The 19,004-nt window shown below is 35.7% G+C and carries 19 protein-coding genes; 1 reads left to right on the forward strand and 18 read right to left on the reverse strand.

The annotated features are described in order from the left end of the window. Window position 1 precedes the first annotated feature (1 nt). The 18 genes from hisD to MKY04_RS17600 all read right to left on the reverse strand — a co-directional run bounded on the left by hisD (window position 2) and on the right by MKY04_RS17600 (window position 18,611). Window positions 2–1,282 carry a histidinol dehydrogenase gene (hisD, locus tag MKY04_RS17515; protein ID WP_126295152.1) on the reverse strand — a complete coding sequence of 427 codons (1,281 nt, stop codon included), beginning with the start codon at window positions 1,280–1,282 and terminating at the stop codon, window positions 2–4. A gap of 15 nt (window positions 1,283–1,297) precedes the next feature. Beyond that, window positions 1,298–1,921: an ATP phosphoribosyltransferase gene (gene hisG / locus MKY04_RS17520; protein WP_126295153.1), complete on the reverse strand. Its 624-nt coding sequence runs from the start codon at window positions 1,919–1,921 to the stop codon at window positions 1,298–1,300. Then, entirely contained in the window at window positions 1,921–3,084 is a 1,164-nt protein-coding gene (locus tag MKY04_RS17525) for an ATP phosphoribosyltransferase regulatory subunit (protein WP_126295154.1), read from the reverse strand. Before MKY04_RS17525 ends, hisG begins: the two co-directional genes overlap by 1 nt. 682 nt (window positions 3,085–3,766) lie before the next feature. Next, window positions 3,767–4,282 (reverse strand): acyltransferase, encoded by a 516-nt coding sequence (locus MKY04_RS17530; RefSeq protein ID WP_126295155.1) that lies wholly within the window; start codon window positions 4,280–4,282, stop codon window positions 3,767–3,769. 4 nt (window positions 4,283–4,286) lie between these two features. Beyond that, window positions 4,287–4,925, reverse strand: a complete 639-nt coding sequence (ppaX, locus tag MKY04_RS17535) for a pyrophosphatase PpaX (protein WP_126295156.1) — start codon at window positions 4,923–4,925, stop codon at window positions 4,287–4,289. Continuing rightward, window positions 4,922–5,860, reverse strand: a complete 939-nt coding sequence (locus tag MKY04_RS17540; RefSeq protein WP_126295157.1) for a nucleoside recognition domain-containing protein — start codon at window positions 5,858–5,860, stop codon at window positions 4,922–4,924. The genes ppaX and MKY04_RS17540 overlap by 4 nt, the downstream gene beginning before the upstream one ends. 12 nt (window positions 5,861–5,872) lie before the next feature. Further along, window positions 5,873–6,694: a prolipoprotein diacylglyceryl transferase gene (lgt, locus tag MKY04_RS17545; RefSeq protein ID WP_126295158.1), complete on the reverse strand. Its 822-nt coding sequence runs from the start codon at window positions 6,692–6,694 to the stop codon at window positions 5,873–5,875. A gap of 285 nt (window positions 6,695–6,979) precedes the next feature. Next, window positions 6,980–7,918, reverse strand: a complete 939-nt coding sequence (hprK, locus tag MKY04_RS17550; RefSeq protein ID WP_126295159.1) for an HPr(Ser) kinase/phosphatase — start codon at window positions 7,916–7,918, stop codon at window positions 6,980–6,982. 205 nt (window positions 7,919–8,123) lie between these two features. Then, window positions 8,124–8,471, reverse strand: a complete 348-nt coding sequence (cccB, locus tag MKY04_RS17555) for a cytochrome c551 (RefSeq protein WP_126295160.1) — start codon at window positions 8,469–8,471, stop codon at window positions 8,124–8,126. Window positions 8,472–8,526: 55 nt separating this feature from the next. After that, the gene (locus tag MKY04_RS17560; RefSeq protein ID WP_346234843.1) at window positions 8,527–9,390 is read right to left on the reverse strand and encodes a YitT family protein; all 864 of its coding nucleotides are present in this window, start codon (window positions 9,388–9,390) and stop codon (window positions 8,527–8,529) included. A gap of 321 nt (window positions 9,391–9,711) precedes the next feature. Next, entirely contained in the window at window positions 9,712–10,179 is a 468-nt protein-coding gene (locus MKY04_RS17565) for an S-ribosylhomocysteine lyase (protein ID WP_126293414.1), read from the reverse strand. 21 nt (window positions 10,180–10,200) lie between these two features. Then, entirely contained in the window at window positions 10,201–10,839 is a 639-nt protein-coding gene (locus MKY04_RS17570) for a DedA family protein (protein ID WP_126293498.1), read from the reverse strand. Window positions 10,840–11,226: 387 nt separating this feature from the next. After that, window positions 11,227–12,780: a fatty acid--CoA ligase family protein gene (locus tag MKY04_RS17575; protein ID WP_346234844.1), complete on the reverse strand. Its 1,554-nt coding sequence runs from the start codon at window positions 12,778–12,780 to the stop codon at window positions 11,227–11,229. A 196-nt stretch (window positions 12,781–12,976) separates the two neighbouring features. Further along, window positions 12,977–14,908 (reverse strand): ABC transporter permease, encoded by a 1,932-nt coding sequence (locus MKY04_RS17580; RefSeq protein WP_126293416.1) that lies wholly within the window; start codon window positions 14,906–14,908, stop codon window positions 12,977–12,979. After that, on the reverse strand, window positions 14,880–15,656 hold the full coding sequence (locus MKY04_RS17585) for an ABC transporter ATP-binding protein (protein ID WP_126293417.1): 777 nt from the start codon (window positions 15,654–15,656) through the stop codon (window positions 14,880–14,882). Before MKY04_RS17585 ends, MKY04_RS17580 begins: the two co-directional genes overlap by 29 nt. A gap of 82 nt (window positions 15,657–15,738) precedes the next feature. After that, a complete protein-coding gene (locus MKY04_RS17590; protein WP_126293418.1) occupies window positions 15,739–16,716 on the reverse strand; it encodes a sensor histidine kinase in 978 nt (325 codons plus the stop codon). Next, window positions 16,716–17,420 (reverse strand): response regulator transcription factor, encoded by a 705-nt coding sequence (locus MKY04_RS17595; RefSeq protein ID WP_126293419.1) that lies wholly within the window; start codon window positions 17,418–17,420, stop codon window positions 16,716–16,718. Before MKY04_RS17595 ends, MKY04_RS17590 begins: the two co-directional genes overlap by 1 nt. A 198-nt stretch (window positions 17,421–17,618) precedes the next feature. Next, window positions 17,619–18,611, reverse strand: a complete 993-nt coding sequence (locus tag MKY04_RS17600; protein ID WP_126293420.1) for a lipoate--protein ligase — start codon at window positions 18,609–18,611, stop codon at window positions 17,619–17,621. Window positions 18,612–18,751: 140 nt separating this feature from the next. Here MKY04_RS17600 and yhfH point away from each other — a divergent pair, with 140 nt between their 5' ends. Continuing rightward, window positions 18,752–18,877: a protein YhfH gene (yhfH, locus tag MKY04_RS17605; RefSeq protein ID WP_126293421.1), complete on the forward strand. Its 126-nt coding sequence runs from the start codon at window positions 18,752–18,754 to the stop codon at window positions 18,875–18,877. Window positions 18,878–19,004: the final 127 nt, after the last annotated feature.

Genomic DNA, 19,004 nt, shown 5'->3' on the forward strand with positions numbered 1-19,004 from the left:
CTTATTCATCTCCCTTAGTCCAACCACGAGATTCTACTGCACGTGCATGCCCTTCAAGTCCTTCCATTCTTGCAAGACGCGCAATTTTTGGTGCATTTTCTTCCCATGTTTTCTCGCTATAATAAACAATATTTGATCTTTTAATAAAGTCATCTACGTTTAATCCACTAGCAAAGCGTGCAGTACTATTTGTAGGTAATACATGGTTTGTACCTGCAAAATAATCTCCTACCGGTTCAGAACTATAACGACCGATAAATATCGCACCCGCATGGCGGATTTTTAATGAATCCTCCTCAGCATTTGCTGTAACAACCTCCAAATGTTCAGGAGCTAGAGAATTAATTGCTTCAATTGCTTGCTCCATCGTATCAGCGATATAAATTTGACCGAAGTTTTCAATCGCTTTACGCGCAATTGCTTCACGAGGAAGCTCACGTAATTGTTGTTCAACTTGGTCTGCGACTTCTTTTGCAAATCGCTCACTTGTTGTCACCAATACAGCACATGCTAACGCATCATGTTCTGCCTGCGATAAAAGATCCGCTGCAACCTCATCTGCAAAAGCAGTGTCATCTGCCAATACAGCAATTTCACTTGGTCCCGCAATCATATCAATTGCCACTTCACCAAAAACTTCTCGTTTTGCTAGAGCCACAAAAATATTACCTGGCCCTGTAATTTTATCAACTGGTGCAATTGTTTCAGTTCCGTATGCTAAGGCAGCGATTGCCTGTGCGCCGCCAACTTTATAAATTTCTGTAATGCCTAAAATCGAAGCTGCAACGAGTACCGCTGCCGGTAATTTACCATCCTTGCCAGCTGGAGAAGTAATGACAATCCGTTCCACACCTGCCACTTGTGCAGGGATTACATTCATTAAAACGGAAGATGGATAGGCTGCTGATCCCCCTGGTACATATAAACCTACTGCATCAAGCGGAATAATCCGCTGCGCTAACCAGGAGCCATCAGGTAATGATAGTTTATAGCCCTCTCTTTTTTGTGCTTCATGATAGAAGCGAATATTATCTGCTGCTTCTTGCAAATCCTGTTTTAACTGCTCATCAAAATTAGCAACAGCTTCATCGATTTCTTCTTGCGTAACAAGAAAATCATCCAGAGAGATTCCATCCCACATCTCACTATATTTACGTACTGCCATGTCTCCATTTTCACGAACATCTTGGAGAACTTGGCGTACTGTTTTTAATTGTTCTTCATTTCCACCTTCAAGTTGTCTTTTTAAGGAAATTGAGTTTGATAACTTTGTAATTTTCACAAATAACCCTTCTCTCTAATTGACAAATTTCTTCAAACGAAATACTAATTCTTGGATACGTGCACTTTTCATTCGATAGCTTACTGGGTTTGCAATTAAACGAGAAGATACATCTGTAATGTGTTCATATTCAACAAGACCATTTTCTTTCAACGTTCTTCCTGTTGATACAATATCGACAATGCGGTCAGCTAAACCTATCATCGGCGCTAATTCAATTGAACCGTTCAGCTCGATAATTTCAACTTGTTCACCAATTTCTTTATAATAGTTCATTGCAATGTTTGGGTATTTTGTTGCAATGCGGGGTGCTATTTCATTCATCTTCGTATTTGGTAAACCCGCTGAAGCGATATAACATTGACTAATTTTCAAGTCCAATAATTCATGAACATTTCGTCTTTGCTCAAGCAATACATCTTTCCCAGCAATCCCGATATCTGCAACACCATGTTCTACATAAACAGGTACGTCCATTGGCTTTGCTAAAATAAATCGAATTTTTTCCTCCGGTATTTCAATCATTAACTTGCGTGACATTTCTACTTCCTCAGGTAAATTAAATCCTGCATCAATTAGCATTTGGTATGCTTCTTCAAAAATTCGTCCCTTTGGCATTGCAATTGTTAATTCACTCATTACGCTAAATCCTCCTGGCTGACGTAAACAATCGTGTCAAACTGTTTTGTAAATGCTTCTTCATCCACAAGTCCTTTTTTCGCCTGCAATGTTACACGCTTTCCTTCTTCGCGTAGCTTTTTTGCATGCTCAAGTGCCTTAGTAAACTGTTCATCGTTAAATATAATTGCAACAGTTTGTTTAGCAGATTTATTTGAAGGTACAACTTCGAGCAATCGGTCTACTCGAATTCCAAATCCCGTAGCCCCTACTTTGCTTCCAAAATGGTGCAGCAATCCGTCGTAGCGGCCTCCGTTGCCAAGGGCAAATCCACTGCCTTCTGCAAACACTTCAAATAGCATTCCTGTGTAATAATTCATATGACTTGAAAGTGTGAAATCCAGTGCAACATATTGAGATAGGTTTGCAAAACTAATCAATTCCATAAGCTGTTGCATATATTCTAATGCATCATTTTTCCTTACATATTTTTCGATATCTTCTATAGCACCAATATTCGTAGCTTCATTAATAAATTGAAGTAAAGCGTCTGATTTCGTTTTTGGTAGATCGAATGCTGCAACCGCTTCTTCAAATCCAACATAATTGCGTTCAACTAATAATGTTCTTAATTTATCGGCTTGTTCAGCACTTTCTGTATAGTCCTTTAAGATGCAATTTAATACGCCAGCGTGGCCGATTGTAATTTTAAAAGAGTCAATGCCGAATGCTTGTATTAGATTAATAGCTGTAATAATTACTTCTGCATCTGCAAAAACCGTTCCGTCTCCAATAATTTCAATTCCCATTTGCCCAAATTCAGCAGGACGGCCGCCCTCTGTTTGCTGTGCTCGGAAAACGTTAGCAAAATAAGCTAGCCTTAATGGAATTTGTTCTTTTAGTAATTTAGATGTCGCAACTCGTGCAATGGGTGTCGTCATGTCAGGACGTAGGACAAGCGTATTTCCTTGACTATCTACAAGTTTAAATAATGCTGCATCGTAAATAGCAGATGCTTTTCCGACTGTATCGAAATATTCTAAACTTGGTGTTTTGATAAAATCATAACCACGTGCACGCAGGAAATCACGTCCTGTTTGGCGAATTGCCTCGACCTTTTCATATGTAATTGGGAATGTATCGCGCATTCCTAATGGCTTTTCAAACATTTTTAACGATGACATATTAACACATCCTACCATTTTTACTTTAACACACTAGAGAATTAGAGAGTTAGTATATGAAAGTATTTTATCGAATTAACCTTCTGTAGTCAACCTTCATGTTCAACTTTTCTTGATCTTTCTATGAACAATTATACATGTTATTTAATTGAAAAGACTTATTATTCTAAAAATAGTGAGCATTCTTACGTTAATGAGAGGGTTTTTATATTTACAGGGGGGTGTTTTTTTACGCGGTTTTATTGCTTTTTTACGTGGTTTGCTTGATTATTTACGCACTTTTATCTAACTTTTACGCGGTTTTTTGTTTTATTTACGCGGTTCTATTTTTTTACGCGGTTTCATTGCTTTTTTACGTAGTTTGCTCGATTATTTACGCACTTTTATCTAACTTTTACGCGGTTTTTTGTTTTATTTACGCGTTTCTATTTTTTACGCGGTTTTATTGCTTTTTTACGTGGTTTGCTTGATTATTTACGCACTTTTATCTAACTTTTACGCGTTTTTTTTTTATTTACGCGGTTCTATTTTTTACGCACTTTTACTGTTTTTCACTCAGCTCTTACTTATATTAAGAGAACTTTTTTATTCGATTAAGGTCAAACAATAATAAAAAAATCTACTCCATCCTAAATCAGAATGAGCAGATTCTCGCTTTTTTATAAATGAAGTAGTTTAGTATTTAGGTATTCTTTCTTTTTCTTTCTGCCATTTCTTCAGCTGTGTAGATAATGCGCATAGGGTTTCCTCCTGCCATTGCTCCTGCAGGTACATCTCTATTTACAAGTGTTGCAGCAGAAACAATTGCGCCGTCGCCAATTTCTACACCAGGTAAGATTGTTGAATTGGCACCGATCATTACTTCGCTGCCAATTTTCACATCTCCTAAACGATACTCTTCAATTAAATATTCATGAGCTAATATTGTTGTATTATAGCCGATAATCGTATTGTCTCCTATTGAAATTCTCTCTGGGAACATCGAATCTGGCATTACCATCAATGCAAGCGAAGTTTTCTTACCAATCTTCATATTTAAAAACGTCCGATATATCCAATTTTTCACACTCATAAATGGTGTAATGCGTCCGATTTGGATAAATATAAAACACTTCATAACTTTCCAAAAGGACACTGTTTGGTAAACATTCCATAATGAGTTGGCACCTTGAACTGGATATCGTTCCGTTTTTCTCATAGATTTACGACTCCTTCACAATCGTTAATAAATCAGTCATATGTTGAAGAATATAGTCTGGATTATACTGTCTTAAGAAATCTTCACCTTGAATTGACCATGCTACTCCTGCTGTTTTGACACCTGCATTTTTCCCTGCTTCAATATCATGATAATTGTCCCCAATCATCATCGTTTCCTCTTTATTTATACCTAGTTTTTCAATTGCTAATAATACCGGCTCAGGATGTGGTTTTACATTTTTCACATCATCCAAACCAATTAAAAATTCGAACAGATGGTTTGCCCCCATCAAATTTAGTCCTTTTTGTATTGTATCTCTTCGTTTAGTAGAAACGATTGCTAAACGAATGCCTTGTTCTTTTAATTGCTCTAAAGTCGTAATCACACCATCATATTCTGTTACCAATTCATCATGATGTGCTTGATTCCATTCACGATATTTCTCAACCATTTCGTCTACTTCATTTGGCGTAATTTGTTCGAATGTCTCTATTAGTGACGGACCAATAAATTTTATGCAATCCTGTGGCGAATATTGCCCGGGAAATCTTTCATTCAAAACATGCATAAAGGTTTGGATAATTAATTCATTTGTATTCAAAAGTGTTCCATCAAAATCAAAAAGTAAAGCTTTTATCATAGTTGTGTAACTCCTTTATGTGCTTTTAAATCTGCTCTTTTCCATAGATGTGCAACAATAATCGTTAAGACGAATGCTGTGACAACTCGAATAATAAGCAATGGTAATATCGGAATGCCTAAAGGAACAAAAATTAATGTATCTTCAATAACTGCATGACATGCCACTAAAAAGATAAACGCTAAAGTTGCATCCTTTTTGCTTACCCCATCTTCTTCCACGGCTTGGATCATTATTCCTGCACCGTAGGCAAGGCCAATGATTAGCCCAGCTACAAGTGTCATTGACGTATTTGGTTGAACGCCAATCACTTTAGTAAATGGAGCTAATGCATTAGACACTTTCTCTAAGTATTTTAAATCACGTAAATATTGTACGATAATCATTAACGGAATTACGATAATAGCAAGCTGTAAAATCCCGAGGCTTGCCTTTTCGAATCCTAGCAAAACGATTTCTCCCCAACCCGTGGGATTTTGAGTTTGCTCAGAAAAAAAGCCATACTTTGCGATTTCTCCTCCACCTTGCCATACAAATCTTATGATAAGAGCAGAAAATATCGCTAATCCGAATCTTACAGCAAGTATTACCCACAATTTAACTCCCACGCGGAGAGCTACTCCTGTTTCTATAAATAAGTTATGTGAAAAGGAAAGCATAACTGCGAGTATAAATACTTCCTTTACAGTTAACTCAAGAGACAAGATCCCCGCAATCCCAGCATATAAGTTTAATGCATTTCCCAACACTAACGGAATTGCTGCTTCTCCACTTAAACCTAGTAATCCCATTAGTGGTTCCACAAAATTAATAATCCATGTTAATACCGGTGTAAATTGGAGAATTGTAACGATTAATGTAATCGGAAAAATTACTTTACTTAAAGTCCATGTAGTTTTTAACCCCGCATTTAATCCTTTTCGAAGCGATGACATCCCATTTCCCCTCTATTTGTTATCCTTGTAACGAACAACTGGTCGGACTTTCATTCTACGGTAAACAATTGCGGCAATGCCGATAATGATTGCAATAATTGAAACGACCTGTGCAGAACGCAAATTGCCAATTAAATATAAGCTGTCAGTTCTCATACCTTCGATAAAAAATCGCCCAATTGAATACCAAATCATATAGGAGAAGAAAATTTCTCCACGGTGTAAATTGACTTTTCGCAATGATAGTAAAATAATTAATCCTACTACGTTCCATAGAGATTCATATAAGAAGGTTGGATGTACATAAGTGCCAAGCTCTTCGATATACATTTGTTCAATAATCCAGTTTGGCAGCATTAGATTTTCTAAAAAGTCTCGACTTACTGGCCCGCCAAATGCCTCCTGGTTCATGAAATTGCCCCAGCGACCAATAATCTGACCTACTAAAATACTTGGTGCAGCAATATCAGCTACCTTTAAAAAACTAACTCCTCTTTTTCTGCAGAAAATATATGCAGTAATGACAGCACCTATCAAAGCACCATGAATCGCGATGCCGCCATTCCAAATTTGAATGATTTTCCCTGGATTTGCTCCGTAAAACTCCCATTTCATCACTACATAATAAATACGAGCACAGATTATAGAAATTGGAATTGCCCAAATCAATAAATCTGCTAAAAAATTTTCGGGCAATCCACGTTTTACCGCTTCTCTTTGTCCTATGAAATATGCTAGTACAATTCCTGATGCAATTAAAATCCCGTACCAACGAACCTTTATGCTGCCTATTTCAAAAGCAATAGGGTCTATTGCAAGTAAAATATGATCCATTATAAAACTCCTCTCATATAAAAAAGCGCAAGCGCCCTTGTTAGCCCCGCGTCGACGAAATCGCCACATCGTGTGGCTTCGTCGACATGACTCACATCGTGTGAGCCCCAAGCGCTGGCCGACAAAAGTGCCACATCGCATGTCTTGTCGGCACTTGCACATCCGTGTGCTGCGGAGGACCCCAATCGCGAAGCTTTTCCAGCTTTCGACCGAGGGCAGACCGCGACCTCGAAGGGCTGGGCGCTGGAGCCAGACATTTTTTCAAAAACTTAATTCTTTCTTAAATTAATAATCATCTATTTCATCTTGTATTGAAATTACTTCATCTAAGCGTCTTGAAAATTCCTGTGCAGCATTAACACCCATTTTTTTCAGACGATAGTTCATTGCTGCTACTTCAATAATTACTGATACATTTCGACCAGGCTGTACTGGAATTGTTAGTTTCGTAATATCAGTATCGATAATTTTCATTTTTTCTTCATCTAATCCAAGACGGTCATATGTTTTATCTGGATCCCAGTTTTCCAATTCAATAATAAGTGTAATTCGTTTAAATGGACGAATTGCACTTGCACCAAACAAAGTCATAATATCAATAATACCGATTCCTCTAATTTCTAACAAATGTTCTAAAAGAGGCGGTGGGCTACCGATAATTAAATTTTCAGCTTCTTGTCGAATTTCTACACAATCGTCTGCAACTAAACGATGGCCTTTTTTAATAAGTTCTAGAGCAGTTTCACTTTTCCCTACTCCACTTTTACCAATTATTAGCACACCTATCCCGTATACATCGACCAAAACACCATGTACAGCAGCTGTTGGAGCAAGTTTACTTTCAAGATAATTTGTTAATCTACTAGAAAACCTAGTTGTCTTCATAGTAGTTGATAATACAGGAACATGGTTTTCATTAGAAGCAGCAATCAGTTCTTTTGGGACTTCTAATCCTCTTGATACTACAATTGCAGGTGTATCCTGCGAGCAAAGTTTGAACATTCGCTCTTTTTTTAATTCTGTTGGAAGCATTTCAAAAAAAGACAATTCTGTTTTACCTATTAATTGAACTCTATTTGCAGGGTAGTGTGTAAAATAACCAGCCATTTCAAGTCCTGGACGTGAAATATCACTCGTTGTGATGGATCGGCCAATTCCTTCATGTCCACTTACTAACTCTAAATTAAATTTTTCAATTACTTCTTTTGTCCTTACTTGAATCATCAGCCTTAACTCCCCTATCTTTCCTGGCATATAGTACTTATTTTAGCATGTAACAGATAGAATGTATTTAAAATATACCTAAAAGAAAATAGTATCGTCCAATACAGCGTTTTGAGACGTCAAAAGGGGGATTATATATAAAAAAGAAAGACTTCCTAGAAATTCTCATTCTCTAGAAAGCCCTTTCAAACGTTCATTTATTGAATTATTTTTGAGTTGCCAGCCAAGCTGCTGCTGCTTCAGCATCTTCACCTTTTAGTAGTCCAGGAGGCATTTGGTTTTTACCATTTAAAATTACATCTAAAATTTCTTCTTCTGAAAGACGGCTACCAACGTCAGATAACGCAGGTGTTTGACCCATACCTTGCAGGTTTCCTCCATGGCACATTACACAGCCTTCTTTAACTAAAGCTTCTCCATCTGCAGCTGCAGTTTCTCCTGTTCCAGCTGTTTCATCAGTAGTCTTTGTATCATTGCCTTCTTCATTGCCACCGCCGCAAGCAGCTAGAAATAATGCTGAGCCGAATACTAGTGCTAACCATGCTTTTTTCATTTGAACCCCTCCAAAATGAATAAATAAGTGTATTACACTGCCAATTATAGCAAAATCACACTCGCTTGAAACCTTCCCCCAGCACCTCATAGGCATCAGAAACGATGACAAATGCAGACGGGTCAACGGTTTTAATGATTTGTTTCAGCTTTGTGAATTCTGTTTGATAAACAACAACCATTAGCATAAGTTTTTGTTCTCCTGTATATCCACCGAATGCTGGCATCTTTGTAACACCCCGATCAATTTCCATGTAAATTGCATCTCGTACTTCATCCTGTTTATTCGTAATAATATAAACCATTTTTGATTGACTGAAGCCTAACTGAACGATGTCAATTGTTTTAGTAGTGACGTATAACCCGATTAATGCGTATAAACCTCTTTCTAAATCGAAAACTAATGCTGCACTAATGGCAATTATTCCGTCTATTAGCAGGACGCTGGTACCTAAAGTTAAACCAGTAAATTTCGTAATAATTTGTGCGAGTAAATCGGTACCACCAGTTGAGGCGTTTCCTTTAAAAACCAAGCCAATACCTAAACCAACAACTATTCCCCCAAAAATAGCTGCCAACAATGCATTATCTGTCCATGCAGACCAATCATTCATTAAAATTACGAAAAACGGTAAGGCAATCGTTCCAATAAATGATTTAAAGCCAAATCTTTTCCCTAGTACAAGAACTCCAGCAATAAACAGTGGTATATTAAAAGCATATTGGACTATTCCAGCATTCCAGCCAAAAAGGCCATTCAAGATTGTACTTATCCCACTTACACCGCCGGAAGCTACTTGATTCGGAAATAAAAACACGCTAAATCCAAATGCTATTACTGCAGCTCCTAGAAGCACATAAATATATTCTTGAATAGTATCATTAGAATTAAATACTTTATTCTTATTTTTTTTGCTCATAAATTTCCTCTCTTATATAAAATTCTCTATTTATTCTGGATGATTATAACAAAGACATATGAAAAAGAGAACTTCATCAAAATAAACTGCTATCTATTACTAAATTGAGGCATTAAAGGATATACATCGATTAATTTATTATTCTAACAAGTAAGCATGAGGTATTCATTTATGTAAAAAAATTAATTCTAATTGCATTTCAGTTAAATTAACTTATATAAGAACATTGCTCTATAATCAAATTCTCCCATAGAAACTATCAATTAAAAGTTTAAATAAAAAATGACTGTCCCACATAATTGGAGACAGTCAAATGTTTGATTAGTCTTCTTTAAAAATTGTTGACCATTCATTGCGTTTTTCGAGCATTTCTTTTGCAAGCTCTTTAGCGCCTTCTAAGCTATGATTTGCAGCCCATCCACACTGAACTTCATTGCAAGCAGGTACTTCTTTTGCATTCAGTACATCTTGAAGAGTTTTTTCCAGAATGGATAAAACATCTTCATAATCATCATGATTGATCATTGTTAAATAAAAGCCAGTTTGGCATCCCATTGGACTCATATCTACTACTTGATCTGTATGATTACGAATATTTTCTGCCATTAAATGTTCAATGGAGTGAAGTGCAGCCATTTCCATATGCTCTTTGTTCGGTTGTTTAAAGCGAACATCATATTTACGAACAACATCGCCATTTTTTCCTTCTTTAATGCCTGCAAGTCGTACATAAGGTGCAGCAACTTTTGTATGATCTAAGTTGAAACTTTCAACATTCATTTTTGTCATTTTATATAACCTCTTTTCCAATTATTTTTTTCTTGAACGAAGTGCACCAACAATTGCTGGCAACACAGAAACAAAGATAATTAATAAAATTACTGTGGAGAAGTTTTCCTTAACAACGGGGATATTGCCAAAGAAGTATCCTGCAAAAGTACAAATAACTACCCACAATACTCCGCCGATCACATTGTAACTAATGAAGTATCTATAATTCATTCGACTAGCACCCGCAACAAACGGGATAAAGGTTCTGATAAAAGGCATGAAGCGTGCAATTACTATTGTTTTGCCGCCATGCTTATTAAAGAACTTTTGTGCAGCATCCATTCTTTCTTTACTTATAAAACGTCCGATAAACGAATTTGGTGGAATAGATGTTCCAACCTTTTTACCAATATGATAATTTAGTGTATCGCCTAGTATAGCAGCAGCAATAAAAACAATAATTATTGTAGGCAAATTAAATGCCCCTAAAGCTGCCAGTGCCCCGCTTGCAAAGAGCAATGAATCCCCTGGCAAGAATGGCATAATGACGACTCCCGTTTCTACAAAGACAATTGAGAAAACAATTCCATATGCCCATATTCCAAATTGTTGAATAATCTCTACTAAATGCTCGTCAATATGTAGAATGAAGTCTATTAATCCTTGTATAACAGCCATTTGTATACTCACTTTCAATTCAATTTTCTCTTACCATTTTACAGCCTATACTTGCATATGTCACTTTGGAATTTATTCATCATTTCTTGCTAAATTAATCAATTCCATTAAAATTTAACAGAAAAAAGATGTTCCATTTAAGAAACATCTTTCAGAGTGTAGACAAAGTCGAAAATCGACTTTGTCTACACGTATTTTTAGGTAATTCTTAAAAAGTAAAGAATATCCAGACTGTCTTGAAAACGCTTGCCAGCCAAGGCACGAAGGCGAGTGAAGACGCGAATAGAAGTTGCCTTCATGAGCGGACGAGCGAGACAAGTAACGTAGGATGAAAGCGTTTGTCAACAGTCTGAAAGATGTTCCATTTAAGAAACATCTTTTAATATTTTATGATTTAGTTTTTTGTAGTTCTTTTAAGGATCTACGCAAAATTTTCCCTGTTGAATTTTTCGGTAGCTCATCTAGTATTTCTATAACTTTTGGTACTTTATACTTCACAACATGCTGCGCACAATATTGTCGAAGCTCCTCCTCGGATATACTATTATCTTTTAATACAACATAAGCATGAACCGCTTCACCTAAGTTTGGATCAGGGAATCCAACAACAGCTGCTTCGATTACATTAGGATGGGAAAATAAAACTTCTTCCACTTCCCTTGGGTAGACATTAAAGCCCCCTACGATAATCATGTCTTTTTTACGATCAACGATAAAGAAGTAGCCCTCTTCATCTTTTTTCGCTAAATCACCTGTATATAGCCATCCATCTCGTATAGCATTTGCTGTTTCCTCAGGCATTTTATAGTAGCCCTTCATAACATTTGGTCCTCGGACGATTAGTTCCCCAACTTGTCCTACAGGAACTTCATTTCCATATTCATCGACCACTTTATTTTCAACGTTGGAGATGGATGTGCCGATTGAACCTGCCTTTCGCTCGCGATCAAGCGGATTAAAGCAAGTCACTGGAGAAGCCTCTGATAATCCATATCCTTCAGAAACCCTAACCTTAAACTTTTCTTCAAAATCATTAAGCACTTGAACTGGCAGCGGTGCACCGCCCGATACAGCTAACCGTAAATTTGAGAAGTTTTCAACGTTTCCTTCAAATTGGTAGAGGAAATTATACATTGTAGGTACTCCAGCAAATACGGTAGCCTTTTGACTGCCTGCAAGTTCATAAATTTCACTAGGACTAAATCGAGGTGCTAACAAAACTGTTGCCCCTTGAAGCAGTGGTGCGTTCACAACTACTGTTAATGCGAATACGTGAAAAACAGGTAATGTAGCAATAACACGATCATCAGGTGTCATACCTAAAAAATGGCCTACATCCCGGGCATTTGAATATAAATTGCGATGGCTAAGCATTGCACCTTTAGGATATCCAGTAGTGCCTGATGTGTATAAAATAACCGCTACATCGTCATCATCCAACTCAACTGGGTCAGCACTCGAAGTTGCCGAAGCAAGAAGCTGCGAGAAAAGATAGGTTTTTTCTTTTGCCCCAATTGATAACGAATTAAATTTTTCTACTGTATCTGCTGTTGTTTCACATACAATATATGTTTCTACTTGCGGCAATACTTTTACCCCAATTTCCACAAATGGCAGCAACATATCAAGTGCAATGACAGCTTTTACATCCCCATTTCGAATAATATAACTAACTTCATCTTGCGTATACATAGGATTGATTGGAATTGCAGTCGCACCAATACGCATAGTTGCATACAACGAAATTAAAAAATGTGGTGTATTTCCTAATAACAACGCCACATGATCTCCTTTTCCCACCCCTAATCGTTGTAGTGCATAAGCAAATTGGCTGACCTTTTGCTCAAACTCACCGTATGTAGTATCACTACCTAAAAAATGATATGCACGTCTTGCTGGCTGTTCCAATGCTGTTTGTCGAACTCGTTCAACTATATTCAAAACACCCATCCCCCTTTGCATTTCACTTCAAAAAACCTAGAATTTATATCCAGTAAAATTGAAGTGAAGAAATGAATAATCATTCATTTTCTAAATATTATAAATTAAGTATATTAATAAAACAATGAAATTTTTTAATTCATTACACATTTTTCTTAGAAAACGATATATTATTCTGCAAATAACTTTATTTCTGTCAGTCTCGTACGTGAGCAATATAACGCCATCTTATTAAGTAAAAATAGGTTACTTGTATAGCAATTAAGAAACCAAATGCAAGAACAAGTTCTTTTACAATAGAGATGTTGGCGATGTTTTCTAATATATTTTGAAGAGCAATAAAAGCAAATAAACTATGAATTAGCGCAACTCCCCAAGGCAGGAAAAATTGCGGAAATAAATATTTTGTTACAAGCTTCTTTAGCTCACCATCAGAAATTCCCATACGTTTCAATACATCAAATTTTCTCTTCTCTGAATCGAGATTTGTGTGCAATTTAAAATAAATAAAGCTTCCAGCTGCGAGCAAGAATACCGCAGCAACTAATAACCCTACTAAAGTAAATAAGGAATATGCTGATAATAAATAAGAATAATTCAGACCTGCATTTTCAAAATAATAAGGCAGTAAATAATCATCTTTTAAATATTCCTGTGCAACCTTTTGCTGAATTGGCAACCCAATTTCCTTTGTTTCAATCCATTGTGGAATATCAAATGTAAATAAATGATATCCTGGCTCAAATTCAGGAAAACCATTGTATGGATGTATGAGTTTTTTAAAGTCCTCATCGCTAATGATAATAGAATTTAAGCCAACGATAGAACTAGGGAAAATTAACTTTGGATAAACTTGGTCAATCTTTATGGATACATTATTTTCTAGTAAAACAGTGTGAACAACTTTCTCTGACAAGTCATTTATTGCATCCTCAGAGTACGGTATGAACATTCCTTGCCCCTGTGATAAACGAACCATTGGGTAGCCATAAGAAAACAATAAATTATTAACATCAGATTCCTTAAATACTTCCACACCATAACCTGTAGTTGATGATGTCTGTTTTAGTACTGTAAAGCTTGTTAAATGATAGGATAATCCCTTTTCCTCTAATTCTGAAACAATTGAAGCTATATGTTCATCCTCATATGGGTTATTAATATGCCCTTTATAAATTAACCCTAATGGATTTAATGTATCGTATTGTGAAGTATAAGAAGAAAGAGCTGCAAGCAGCCCAACAGATAAAAATGCCAGCGTTGATACTAAAGTTACAACAAAAAACATTTTCCCATTGTTTTTTAAAATAAAAGTTTGTTCTGCTATCGGCAACATTCTAGATTTTTTCCAGTAAACTTGTTTCTTATTTTTAACTCGATCGACAATAAATTGTGCAGTATCAGAAAAAAAGTAGTATGTACCAATCGTTATTAAAATCGGGATAAACATCGTAAATGTAAAAAGAGTCGTTCTCGTAGTAAGCAAAGCTAAAATATAACCGACCATAATAAATACAATCCCGATTATAGCTTTTCGTTTCATATACAATACATTGACATGAACATTTTTCGACCCCGTCATTAAATCGATAATTTTTCTTTCAGGTGCGAAATGTACGCTGAATAAAGAAATAAAAATAAATGCACTTAAATAGACCGCAATGGTTAGAACAAATGGTTCCCATGAGAAATACAACGGCAGGTCATCCAACATTAATATTTCGCGAACAATCATAAAGAAAAATTTCGAAAATGCATAGCCAAATAAAATCCCAAACATAATTGAGATTGTTCCGATTATAATGGTTTCTAAAAAAACAAGCTTACTAAGCTGTCTTCTCTCCATTCCAAGATGAAGCAAAATCGCAAACTCTCTTGTACGTGCTTCTAAAAATGCTTTCATCGAATAAAAGATGAAAAACCACGAAAATAATACTAATATAATTTCAGCAATGACCATCCAAAAAATTGGTACAGTTCCTAGAAAACCATTCTCAATTTTCGGGTGAAATACCAACATTGAATAGATAAAGAACACAAATACTGAAAAGAAGCTTGCCATGAAAAAAGCAGCGTATATTCGGATGTTTCGGACGACGTTACGGTAAGCGAATTGATGAAAGGTCACCTACTTTTCCTCCTCCTAATAAGCTAAGTACATTCAGTATGCGTTGGAAAAATGTTTGGCGTCTGTCATCGCGATAAATTTCATTGAAGAACTCTCCATCTTTTATAAACAAAACACGGTCACAGTAACTTGCAGCAATCGGGTCGTGAGTTACCATCAAAATGGTAGCCTGTTTCTCTTTATTAATTTTGCTTAATAATTCGAGAACTTCCCGAGAATTGTTTGAATCTAAGTTACCTGTAGGCTCGTCTGCTAATATAATAGTTGGCTCGTGAATCAAAGCTCTTGCAATAGCTACTCTTTGGGCTTGACCACCTGAGATTTCATTAGGTCTCTTATAAAGAAATGACTTTAAATCAAGTCTGTTCACAAGTGATTGTAATCTTTCTTCCATTACTTGAACTGGTTTTTGGTCTAACGTTAAAGGGAGGACGATATTTTCCTCGACTGTCAGCATCGGTAACAGATTAAAATCTTGAAACACAAAGCCCAGCTCACGTCTTCTAAAATAAGCAAGCTCGGTATTATTTAAGTTTAGAGGCTTTATATCATTGAATATAATTTCACCTGATGTTGGTTTATCGATTGTAGAAATTAAATTCAATAATGTTGTTTTCCCGCTTCCTGAAGGTCCCATAATAGCTAAAAATTCGCCCTTTTCAACATCGAAAGTAAGTTGATTAATGGCTCTATTCGTCACTTTTCCCTCATATACCTTGGTGACATCTCTCACTTGTAATATTGACATTAGTGCTCCCTCTTTTTTTAATCAATTTACTTTAGTCAAATTGTACCCTTGAATTTTTATAGAACTATCCTTTTTAACCGTGTCAAAACGTTAGTGTAATCGTCGTTCCAACTCCAACTTCAGAATCAATTTCCAGCTTATGACCCAGCTTTTCACATATCTCGTTTGCTAAATATAAACCCATCCCAGTAGACTCTCCAGTTTTACGACCATTTTCTCCTGTGAAAAATGGTTTTGTCACTCGAATTAAATCTGATTTTGGAATACCTATTCCTTCATCTTTAATCAATAGCTGCACATTTGATTCATTTTTAATTGCTGAAACAATAATACGCTTGTTCTGTTCAAATGTGTATTTAACGGCATTGGTAATAAACTGCCCTATAACAAATTTCAACCATTTTGAATCGGTAGTAATTGTAATCGTTTCATCAATTTGCATTTCAGGAAAGACACGATTTGTAATAAATAAACGTTTATTTTCGTTTATTGTTGCGCTGACTATTTCCTTTAACTTTACTTGCTCAACCTGCATATCTTCTTCAAATTTTTCTAATCTTGCGTTCATTAACACCATTTCTAATCCTTTTTTCAAACGATCCACTTCTTCTTGAACACTTTTTTTATCAAGATTACCCTCTTCTTGCAATAATAATTCCAGTACCGAAATAGGTGTTTTCATTTGGTGGATCCATTGGTTCAAAAATTTCTCTTGTCTATTTTGGATAGCATATAATGTTTGAACTTCGTGTTGATATACGCGGTATAATTCATGCAAGTATTGCTCTGTTTGCATATATTCAATGGTCTTAGCATTTTTCTGCAATGCATCTTCCATTGTAGTAGGAAGATGGGTAATTTTTTTCAAATAGCTTTGACGCAAATAATAACGCACCCCTAAAAAGGACGTCATTAAAACTATGCTAATAGTTATAGAGTATATTGCAGTATCAACATTTCGAAATCCGTCTAACCAGTATAAGGATAAGATAAAAATGACAATTATTAATTCAAAAATGATAAATGAAAAATGTTCCTTAATAAACAATTTAAGTCCCATTACATTTCCTCCGAGTTTAAAACAAACCGATATCCGGCACCGCGCACTGTTTCAATGATTGAAAGCACCCCATAATCCGCAAGCTTTTTTCGAACACGTGTCATATTTACATTTAGTGTATTTTCATCTACAAATGCTTGGTCATCCCAAAGCTCCTCCAACAGCTTTTCTCTAGAAACAACTTTTGGGGATTGTCCCATTAGTAAATCTAAAATGATGCATTCTTTTTTCTGCAACGGAATCTCAACATCTTTTAAATGAAGCTCCATTCTCTCTAAATACAATGTTAGTTGTCCAAGCTGAATCGTTCGTTCTTCATGTCTAGTCGAATACTCACCATATGTTCTGCGTAAATGACTTTTAATTTTTGCTAGAACAATTTCATAATTAAATGGTTTTGTAATAAAATCATCTCCACCATTTTCTAGAGCAAATATTTGATCCATTTCACCTGAACGCGCAGAGATGAATATTATTGGACATTTTGTATGCTGCCTTAATTGGCGGCACCAGTAGTAGCCATCATAAGAAGGTAAATTTATATCAAGCAACACGATATGAGGTGCAAAGGCAAGGCATTCCTCAACGATTTCTTCAAAGTTTTGCACAATTTCTACTTCGTATTGATATTTTCTTAATGTATCTGCTAAAAGTGAGGCGATTTTTATATCATCCTCAACGATAAATATTCGATGATTTTCCATAATCATTCCCCCGATATTTTTTGGAAGGTGTTATTCTTTCATTTTATCAAAAAAGAACCATCTCATAAAAGATGGTCCCTTAGAATGTAAACTAATTGTCATTCGTGCTTGTCCAGCTGTTATATAATCTTTGATACATAATGAATGGTACTTGCTTTCTAATGGAAATCAACAACTTCAGAAACGCACTAATATAGCTTAGTAAATCAACTGTAAAAATTCTTCTTTTGTTACGCCGCCGAAGTAGTGGGGGATATCGATTGCTTCAAGGGCTGCTGCAATATTTCCACGGTCGTATTTAGTGCCGACTAGTAATTTTTCAATCTCTTTTACGTCCCCAACACCAAAGAAATCTCCGAAAATTGTTGCTTCTTCAATAATTCCCTTATTTACTTCTAAACGAATATCTATATTACCTGAAGGGAAACGATGTGTTTTTTGAATGTTGAAACGTGGTGATTTTCCATAATTCCATTCCCATGTTTGATAACGTTCTTTTGAAATTTGATTGATTTTTTCCCAATCCTCTTCTGTCAACTCGTAATATTGAATGTTTTCTTCGCCGCCGAATATTGATTTTAAAATTTCCATTCGGAATTGTTCTACTGTCATCGGTTCTTTTATAAAATCTGAAATATTGCCTACTCGTGAGCGAACTGATTTAATGCCTTTTGATTCAATTTTATCTTTTTTTACTTTTAACGCATTTGCGACAGCATCAATATCAGTTTTAAACATTAATGTTCCGTGGCTAAACATACGCCCCTTTGTAGCATACTGCGCATTTCCTGATACTTTGCGTCCTTCTGCTAAAATATCATTTCTCCCTGACAGCTCTGCGTTAACGCCTAAATTAGCTAAGGCATTAACAACTGGCTGCGTAAACTTTTTATAATTGTGGAAGCTGTTTCCGTCATCTTTTGTTAAGAAACTAAAATTCAAATTATTTAAGTCATGGTAAACAGCACCACCGCCTGATAAACGTCTAACGACAATAATATTGTTCTCTTCTACATAATCTGTGTTAATTTCTTCGATTGTGTTTTGATTTTTTCCAATGATAATGGACGGCTGATTGATATAGAACAGTAAATAGTCATCTTTTTCAATATCCATATTTCTTAATATATACTCTTCTATTGCTAGGTTGATTCGTGGATCTGTAATGCCCTTATTATCTATAAAATACATGTTCATCACTCCTTCTAAGCTACATTTATTTATTTTACACGAAAATGTAATTTATGTGTTGACGAATGCAAACTGTTATAATACAATTAAAAATATCAAAACAGTATTATAACAGATTGTCCAAAAGGAGGGACTTACGCATGTTAGAAAGTGTTGTAGAATTTTTCAAAAACTTGCCTGATAAAGTTTGTGTTCAGTGTGGAGAAAAAATCGAAGAACAAAGTGAATGCTACAGCAGTACTTGTGATAAATGTAACTCTTTATAAACAATCACTATATTATTGACAATCTGTATAGGGGACCTAATTTCAAGAGATGAACCTATAAGTAAATAGCTTACACAAAAAGAAAAGCGTAATTGTCCTACTACTTCGCTGCGTTGTCGTCGCAAAA

The organism is Lysinibacillus telephonicus, from assembly GCF_039654155.1.
GTDB lineage: Bacteria > Bacillota > Bacilli > Bacillales_A > Planococcaceae > Ureibacillus > Ureibacillus telephonicus.

What these genes read in the sequence shown, in the direction of transcription:
- hisG (WP_126295153.1), bottom strand. Translation starts at nt 1,921, where the DNA reads ATGAGTGAATTAACAATTGCAATGCCAAAGGGACGAATTTTTGAAGAA.
- MKY04_RS17525 (WP_126295154.1), bottom strand. Translation starts at nt 3,084, where the DNA reads ATGTCATCGTTAAAAATGTTTGAAAAGCCATTAGGAATGCGCGATACA.
- MKY04_RS17530 (WP_126295155.1), bottom strand. Translation starts at nt 4,282, where the DNA reads ATGAGAAAAACGGAACGATATCCAGTTCAAGGTGCCAACTCATTATGG.
- ppaX (WP_126295156.1), bottom strand. Translation starts at nt 4,925, where the DNA reads ATGATAAAAGCTTTACTTTTTGATTTTGATGGAACACTTTTGAATACA.
- MKY04_RS17540 (WP_126295157.1), bottom strand. Translation starts at nt 5,860, where the DNA reads ATGTCATCGCTTCGAAAAGGATTAAATGCGGGGTTAAAAACTACATGG.
- lgt (WP_126295158.1), bottom strand. Translation starts at nt 6,694, where the DNA reads ATGGATCATATTTTACTTGCAATAGACCCTATTGCTTTTGAAATAGGC.
- hprK (WP_126295159.1), bottom strand. Translation starts at nt 7,918, where the DNA reads ATGATTCAAGTAAGGACAAAAGAAGTAATTGAAAAATTTAATTTAGAG.
- cccB (WP_126295160.1), bottom strand. Translation starts at nt 8,471, where the DNA reads ATGAAAAAAGCATGGTTAGCACTAGTATTCGGCTCAGCATTATTTCTA.
- MKY04_RS17560 (WP_346234843.1), bottom strand. Translation starts at nt 9,390, where the DNA reads ATGAGCAAAAAAAATAAGAATAAAGTATTTAATTCTAATGATACTATT.
- MKY04_RS17565 (WP_126293414.1), bottom strand. Translation starts at nt 10,179, where the DNA reads ATGACAAAAATGAATGTTGAAAGTTTCAACTTAGATCATACAAAAGTT.
- MKY04_RS17570 (WP_126293498.1), bottom strand. Translation starts at nt 10,839, where the DNA reads ATGGCTGTTATACAAGGATTAATAGACTTCATTCTACATATTGACGAG.
- MKY04_RS17585 (WP_126293417.1), bottom strand. Translation starts at nt 15,656, where the DNA reads ATGTCAATATTACAAGTGAGAGATGTCACCAAGGTATATGAGGGAAAA.
- MKY04_RS17590 (WP_126293418.1), bottom strand. Translation starts at nt 16,716, where the DNA reads ATGGGACTTAAATTGTTTATTAAGGAACATTTTTCATTTATCATTTTT.
- MKY04_RS17595 (WP_126293419.1), bottom strand. Translation starts at nt 17,420, where the DNA reads ATGGAAAATCATCGAATATTTATCGTTGAGGATGATATAAAAATCGCC.
- MKY04_RS17600 (WP_126293420.1), bottom strand. Translation starts at nt 18,611, where the DNA reads ATGTATTTTATAGATAATAAGGGCATTACAGATCCACGAATCAACCTA.
- yhfH (WP_126293421.1), top strand. Translation starts at nt 18,752, where the DNA reads ATGTTAGAAAGTGTTGTAGAATTTTTCAAAAACTTGCCTGATAAAGTT.